The 5,585-nt window shown below is 73.7% G+C and carries 3 protein-coding genes; 1 reads left to right on the forward strand and 2 read right to left on the reverse strand.

The features are described from left to right. Positions 1–327: 327 nt before the first annotated feature. Together E1283_RS39575 and E1283_RS30685 are read right to left on the reverse strand one after the other, a co-directional pair. Complete coding sequence (locus E1283_RS39575; protein ID WP_132821443.1) at positions 328–3,312, reverse strand: helix-turn-helix transcriptional regulator; 2,985 nt, start codon at positions 3,310–3,312, stop codon at positions 328–330. 47 nt (positions 3,313–3,359) lie between these two features. Continuing rightward, positions 3,360–3,566: a hypothetical protein gene (locus E1283_RS30685; protein WP_132821444.1), complete on the reverse strand. Its 207-nt coding sequence runs from the start codon at positions 3,564–3,566 to the stop codon at positions 3,360–3,362. A gap of 608 nt (positions 3,567–4,174) precedes the next feature. Between E1283_RS30685 and E1283_RS30690 the strand changes: the two genes are divergently transcribed. Continuing rightward, positions 4,175–5,536 (forward strand): glycoside hydrolase family 10 protein, encoded by a 1,362-nt coding sequence (locus tag E1283_RS30690; RefSeq protein ID WP_132821445.1) that lies wholly within the window; start codon positions 4,175–4,177, stop codon positions 5,534–5,536. Positions 5,537–5,585 lie beyond the last annotated feature (49 nt).

Here is a 5,585-nt window from a genome sequence, read left to right on the forward strand (position 1 = left end):
CCCCTTCTCCGCCCTCCGCGCCGGGTCGGGCCCTCAGGGCCCGCGGCCCGCGGCGGCGGAGCCGGGCGAAGGTGAGCGCGCGGCACCACCGCGGAACGCCGCAGCGCGGGCCGGCTCCGCCGGAGCGTTGATCACCTCACCCGTGCCGCTTCGCGCCCCGCGCGGGGCGGGCCCGCGGCTGCCGGGCCTGTGGCGGCCGCGCCGCAGGGCCGGTGTCGCGCGGGGCGCGGACCGTGGCAGAGGTCAGCGTGCCACGGGACCGCCCGCGCGCGATCGGCCACGCGCCGGCGGCGAAGCCGCCCGGCTTCGGCCGGGACGTGGCCCCGGTCAGGTGCCGACCAGGCCGAGGCGGTGGGCCAGGGCGGCGGCCTGTCCGCGGCCGGATACCTCCAGCTTGGCGAGGATGTTGGAGACGTGCACGCTCGCCGTCTTGGGCGAGATGAACAGCTCCTCGGCTATCTGCCGGTTGGTGCGGCCCGCCGCCACCAGGGCCAGGACGTCGCGCTCGCGGCGGGTCAGGCCGAAGGAGTCGGGCTGGCCGGCGTCCTCGTCCGGGGTCAGCGGCAGCCGGCCGCGCTGGGCCAGCCGCTCGGCCTCGGCCAACAGCGGGCCGGCGCCCAGCCGCTCGGCCTCGGCGTGTGCCTCGGCCAACAGCTCAGCGGCCCGCTCGCGCTCGCCCTCGGCGAGCAGCGTCTCGGCCAGGCGCAGGGATATCCGCGCCCGTTCCCTGGGCCGGGGCAGGCCCTCGAAGGCGGCGGCGGCCGCCGCCCAGTCCGCCGGGCAGGCGCTGCCCTCGGCGCGCCGCAGCTCCGCCTCCACCATCAGCGCGTAGGCGTCCCACACCTGGTAGGACCTGGGCAGCGAGGCGGCGCACTCCCGGATCCTGGAGATCGCCGACGCCTGCCCCGGCGCGGCGGCCGGGACGCCGCGGGCCTCCGACTCGGTGACGGCGGCCGCGTCCAGCATCGGCCAGGTGTAGCGGCCGAAGCCCGGCGCCAGGCCCACCGCCAGGGTTTCGACGAGCGACCGGCGGGCGTCCAGGATCCGGCCCTGCTGGGCCGCGAAGCCGATGCGCGCGGTGGCGACCGGATGGGCGTACTGCGGGGCCGAGACGTCGAACGTGTTGAAGTGCTCGGTCATCCGCCCCAGCTCGGCCTCCGCCGCCACCAGGTCGCCCCTGGCGACGGCCAGCAGCGCGAGCCGCTTGGCCGCGATGGCGAAGGACACCGGGGTCTGGGCGGTGCGCCGGGATTCGAGGATCGCGGCCTCGCACTCGGCCCAGCGACCGAGCGAGAACAGCGAGTCCGCCAGGTTCCCGTGCAGCCAGGACTCGGTGTCGCGCAGCCCGTACCGGTAGGCGAGGGGCAGGGCGTGCTGGGCGACCTCGACCGCCTCCTCCGACCGGCCGATCCCCTCCAGCATCGACTCCAGGTTGACGTAGCAGCGCTTGAAGACGCTGACCAGCTCGGACTCCTCGGCACGGCGGGCCGCCTCGCGCAGCACCTCGACGCCCTCCTCGCCGTGGCCGCCCTCGGCCAGCAGGCCGCCCCGGCTGATCAGCGCGTTCAGCTCGGACTCCTCGTCGCCCACCTGTCGGGACAGCTCGACGGCCCGGTCGGCGACGGCCACGCCCTCGGGGCGCGGGTCGAAGACGGTGCGCCAGCCGGCCGCCTCCGTCATCACGTGGGCGTGCACGGGTGAGGGCGCGAAGCCCTCCAGCAGCTTCTGCGCCGTGCCGAGCTCGGGCCAGCCGTTGCCCTTGGCCAGGTTCCTGACCAGCCGGGACTTCTGGGTCCAGAACCAGGCGGCGCGCAGCGGGTGTTCGCGCTCCTCCATGTGCCGCATCGCCCGGTTGACCACGGCGAGGCCGCGCTCCGGCTCGCCCGCCCGGCGGGCCGTCACCGTCATCTCGGCGAGCAGGTCGAGGAAGCTCAGCTCCTCGTCGTCGCAGTCGCACAGGGGGTAGGACTCGACGTCGGCGGCGAGCGGAAGGCTCGTCCTGACCGCGGCCGGCGCCTCGTCCCACACCTCGAGGGCCCGCTCCAGCAGGTGGAGCTGCTCGGCGTACGCGTGGCGGCAGCGCGCCGTGGCCGCGGCGCTGAGGATGGCGGGCAGCGCCTGGGCCGCGTCCCGCGCGTGGTACCAGTAGCTGGCGAGCCTGGCCGGCCGCTCGTCGGCCCTGACCAGCTCGGGCTCGGCCTCCAGCGCCTCGGCGAACCGGCGGCTGAGCCGGGACCGCTCGCCGGGCAGCAGGTCGTCGTCGACCGCCTCGCGGACCAGGGCGTGCCGGAAGCGGTAGGTGTCGTCCCCGTCGGCCCGGAGGATGCTGGCGCCCACCGCGGCGCGCAGGGCCTCGATCAGATCGTCCTCGCCGAGCTTGGTGACCGCGCCCAGCAGGGCGTGCTCCACCTTGGAGCCGCCCTCGGCGAGGGTGCGGACGACGCGCTGCGCCGTCTCGGGGAGGGCCTCGACGCGCACCAGCAGCAGGTCGCGGACGGAGTCGCTGAGGGAGCCGGGGCCGCCGCAGTCGTTCGCCGTGGCCAGCTCCTCGACGAAGAAGGCGTTGCCGTCGGAGCGGCGGTAGACCTGGTCGAGCTCGCGGTCGGACGGCGCGGCGTCCCGGATGCCGGCGAGCTGGCCGCGCACCTCCTCCCGCGTGAAGCGGCCGAGCTCGACGCGGCGGACCGTGCGCTGCCGGTCGAGCTCGGCGAGGAAGGGCCGCAGCGGGTGGCGGCGGTGGATGTCGTCGGAGCGGTAGGTGACGAGCAGCACCACCCGGCAGTGGTGCAGGGAGCGGAAGAGGTAGTCGAGCAGCCCGCGGGTGGAGCGGTCCGACCAGTGCAGGTCCTCGATGACCAGCACCAGGGTGCGCTCGGTGCCGAGCGCTTCGAGCAGCCGGGCGGTGAGCTCGAAGAGCCGGGCCCGCTCGTCCTCGTCACGCCCGGCGCGGGCCGCCGGGGTCGGGGCGCCCAGCTCGGGGAGCAGCCGGCCGAGCTCGCCGCCGAACCCGGCGGCGGCCTCGGCGAGCTCCTCGCCGAGCTGGCGGTTGAGTGCGCGCAGCACGGTGGAGACGGGCGCGAACGGCAGGCCCTCGGCGCCGACCTCGACGCAGGCCCCCTCGGCGGTGACGGCCCCCGCCGCCCTGGCCTCGGCCAGGAACTCGTCGACCAGGCGGCTCTTGCCCACCCCGGCCTCGCCGCCGATCAGCACCGCCTGCGGCTCGCCGGCCGCCGCCTGGGAGAGGACCTTCCGGAGGAAGGCCCGCTCGGAGGCACGGCCGACGAAGACGGGGCTGACGGTTCTGGTGTGCATGTTCCGCAGGATCGCATACGGCTCTGACAAAGGGCCGGGGATTTCGTTCACGCCCGGGCCCGGCGCCCGCGCGGGCCGAGGAGCCGGCTCCCTACCGACCGCCGTTGGTTCACCCGCCCCTCGGGTTCGTTCGCCCCGGACTCGGCCCGGCGGGCGGCGGCGGCGCGCCTGGCCTCGTTGGCCATCCGCTCCCGGGCGGCCTCCTGGTGGAGGGCGTCGATCCGGCGCTGGACGGCGTGCAGTTCGTGGTACATGGCGTTCTCCCGCCTCGGTGGTTCGGTGGTGGTCGCTGTTCTCGCGATGCCTCCACACTCCTCGCCAAGGAGGGGGCGCCACATCGGGCACCTTGCGCACCTTGCCGCCCCGTGGGGGCCTTAGATGCCCGGTCCGGGGTGCCCGCCGTGCCTAAGGCGACCCGCCACACCTCGGCCCACCGAAAGACTTCCGGAGCATTCACCGAAAATTATCGGCCCGGCAGCCGACCCCCCAGCCGCCCAGCCGGGAGAACAGCCAGGTCAGCGCGGTGAGCCACAATCCCGGACGGCGCTTCGTACCACTCGGCCACCCTTCGTACGCCTTCAGGACCGAAAGGATTCCGAGAACGGGTTTCCCGCCCGGTCGACCGGCGCCACCTGCGGCGGACTGTCGAACGTTCTTCGAAGCAGGTCACAGGCGACTTACAGAAGTTCACGGCCCCGAATTCCGCTCGGAAAAATTCCGGAAGAATCCGTTGACGGGCCGCGAGGCTCGGCGCATACTCCCCATCGATCGTTGCCGAACGCCATGGCGCCGTCGCTCTCCGGGACGTGAGCACGGCTCCTTAGCCGCGGCAGTCAGCCCACCCATCCACCGAGGGGGAGCAATGATCAGCCCATCCTCAGGCCTCACCCGCGTAAGACGCGCGCTCGTCGTGGCCACGGCCGGCCTGCTCGCGGCCGCCGGCCTCGTCGCCCTGCCGAGCACCGCGAGCGCCGCCAGCACCCTGGGCGCCTCGGCGGCCGAGCGCGGCCGCTACTTCGGCACCGCCGTGGCCGCCAACCACCTGGGCGAGGCGGCCTACGCGAACACGCTGAACGCCGAGTTCAACAGCGTCACGCCCGAGAACGAGATGAAGTGGGACGCCACCGAGCCCAACCGCAACTCGTTCACCTTCGGCAACGCCGACCAGATCGTGAACCACGCGCGGAGCCGCGGCATGCGGGTACGCGGCCACACCCTGGTCTGGCACTCGCAGCTGCCGGGGTGGGTCAACAGCCTCGGCGCCAGCGACCTCAGGGCGGCGATGACCAACCACATCAACCAGCTGATGGGCCGCTACCGGGGGCAGATCCACTCCTGGGACGTGGTGAACGAGGCGTTCGTGGACGGCAACAGCGGCGCCCGGCGCAGCTCGCCCTTCCAGGACCGGCTCGGCAACGGCTTCATCGAGGAGGCGTTCCGCATCGCGCGAGCCGCCGACCCCAACGCCAAGCTCTGCTACAACGACTACAACACCGACGGCATCAACGCGAAGAGCAACGCGGTCTACAACATGGTCCGCGACTTCGTGTCCCGCGGTGTGCCGATCGACTGCGTCGGCTTCCAGTCACACTTCAACAGCGCCTCCCCGGTGCCCAGTGACTACCAGGCCAACCTGCAACGATTCGCCGACCTCGGCCTCGAGGTACAGATCACCGAACTGGACATCGCCGGCTCCGGCACCGCCCAGGCCAACGACTACACCCGGGTGGTCAACACCTGCCTGGCCGTCTCCCGCTGCACCGGCATCACGGTGTGGGGCGTCACGGACAAGTACTCCTGGCGGTCGGGCGACACCCCGCTGCTGTTCGACGGCAACTACAACAAGAAGCCGGCGTACACGGCCGTGCTCAACGCCCTCAACAACGGCTCGGGCGGCGGAGGCGGTGGTGGCTCCGCCAGCTGCTCGGTGTCCTACGTGGAGACCCAACGCTGGGGCGACCGGTTCAACGGCCAGGTGACCGTGACGGCCGGCTCCGCGCCGGTCAACGGCTGGACGGTGACGGTGACCGTGACCTCGCCCCAGCGGGTGTCGACCACCTGGAACGGCTCCCCCACCTGGGACAGCAGTGGCAACGTGATGACCATGCGGCCCAACGGCAACGGAAGCCTGGCGGCCGGCGGCTCGACCAGCTTCGGCTTCACCGTGATGGCCAACGGCAACTGGACGGCGCCGCGACTCGGCTCCTGCGTGGCCACGGCCTGAGGGACCACCACCCCCCACCCGGGCGCGGCGGCGGCGCCGACCGCCGCCG

The sequence above is a fragment of the Streptomyces hainanensis genome (genome assembly GCF_004348415.1).
In the GTDB taxonomy this organism is placed as follows: Bacteria; Actinomycetota; Actinomycetes; order Streptomycetales; family Streptomycetaceae; genus Streptomyces; species Streptomyces hainanensis.

Bases quoted from the DNA above. Each gene is read 5' to 3' on its own strand.
- E1283_RS39575 (WP_132821443.1), bottom strand. From the start codon at position 3,312: ATGCACACCAGAACCGTCAGCCCCGTCTTCGTCGGCCGTGCCTCCGAG.
- E1283_RS30685 (WP_132821444.1), bottom strand. From the start codon at position 3,566: ATGTACCACGAACTGCACGCCGTCCAGCGCCGGATCGACGCCCTCCAC.
- E1283_RS30690 (WP_132821445.1), top strand. From the start codon at position 4,175: ATGATCAGCCCATCCTCAGGCCTCACCCGCGTAAGACGCGCGCTCGTC.